The organism is Microvirga pakistanensis (genome assembly GCF_004458765.1).
Taxonomy (GTDB): Bacteria; Pseudomonadota; Alphaproteobacteria; order Rhizobiales; family Beijerinckiaceae; genus Microvirga; species Microvirga pakistanensis.
Map to the genome: position 1 here is coordinate 1 of NZ_SPJX01000406.1, position 223 is coordinate 223.

Sequence of the window (223 nt, forward strand, 5' to 3'; positions counted from 1 at the left end):
CGCTCAGGTCAGCAGAACGCCAATGCGACAGGGTCTGTGACTGGCACGACCCGTGCTCCCACGACAGGTACGGCGGGAACTAACACCGCCGGCACCAGCTCAACGATGGGACCGGCCGGCCAGAACGCAGCACAGACTGGCGCAACCCAGACGGGCACGGGCGCCACTGCCAATGCACCCGAGCCGGATGCGATCATCGTCATGATGACCAGAGAGCAGCTTC

The 223-nt window shown here is 65.0% G+C and carries 1 protein-coding gene; it reads right to left on the minus strand.

The genetic code is table 11. The features are described from left to right. Positions 1 to 8: 8 nt before the first annotated feature. The coding region (locus E4K09_RS29850; protein WP_204985760.1) for a hypothetical protein at positions 9 to 223 on the minus strand (215 nt) is incomplete at its 5' end.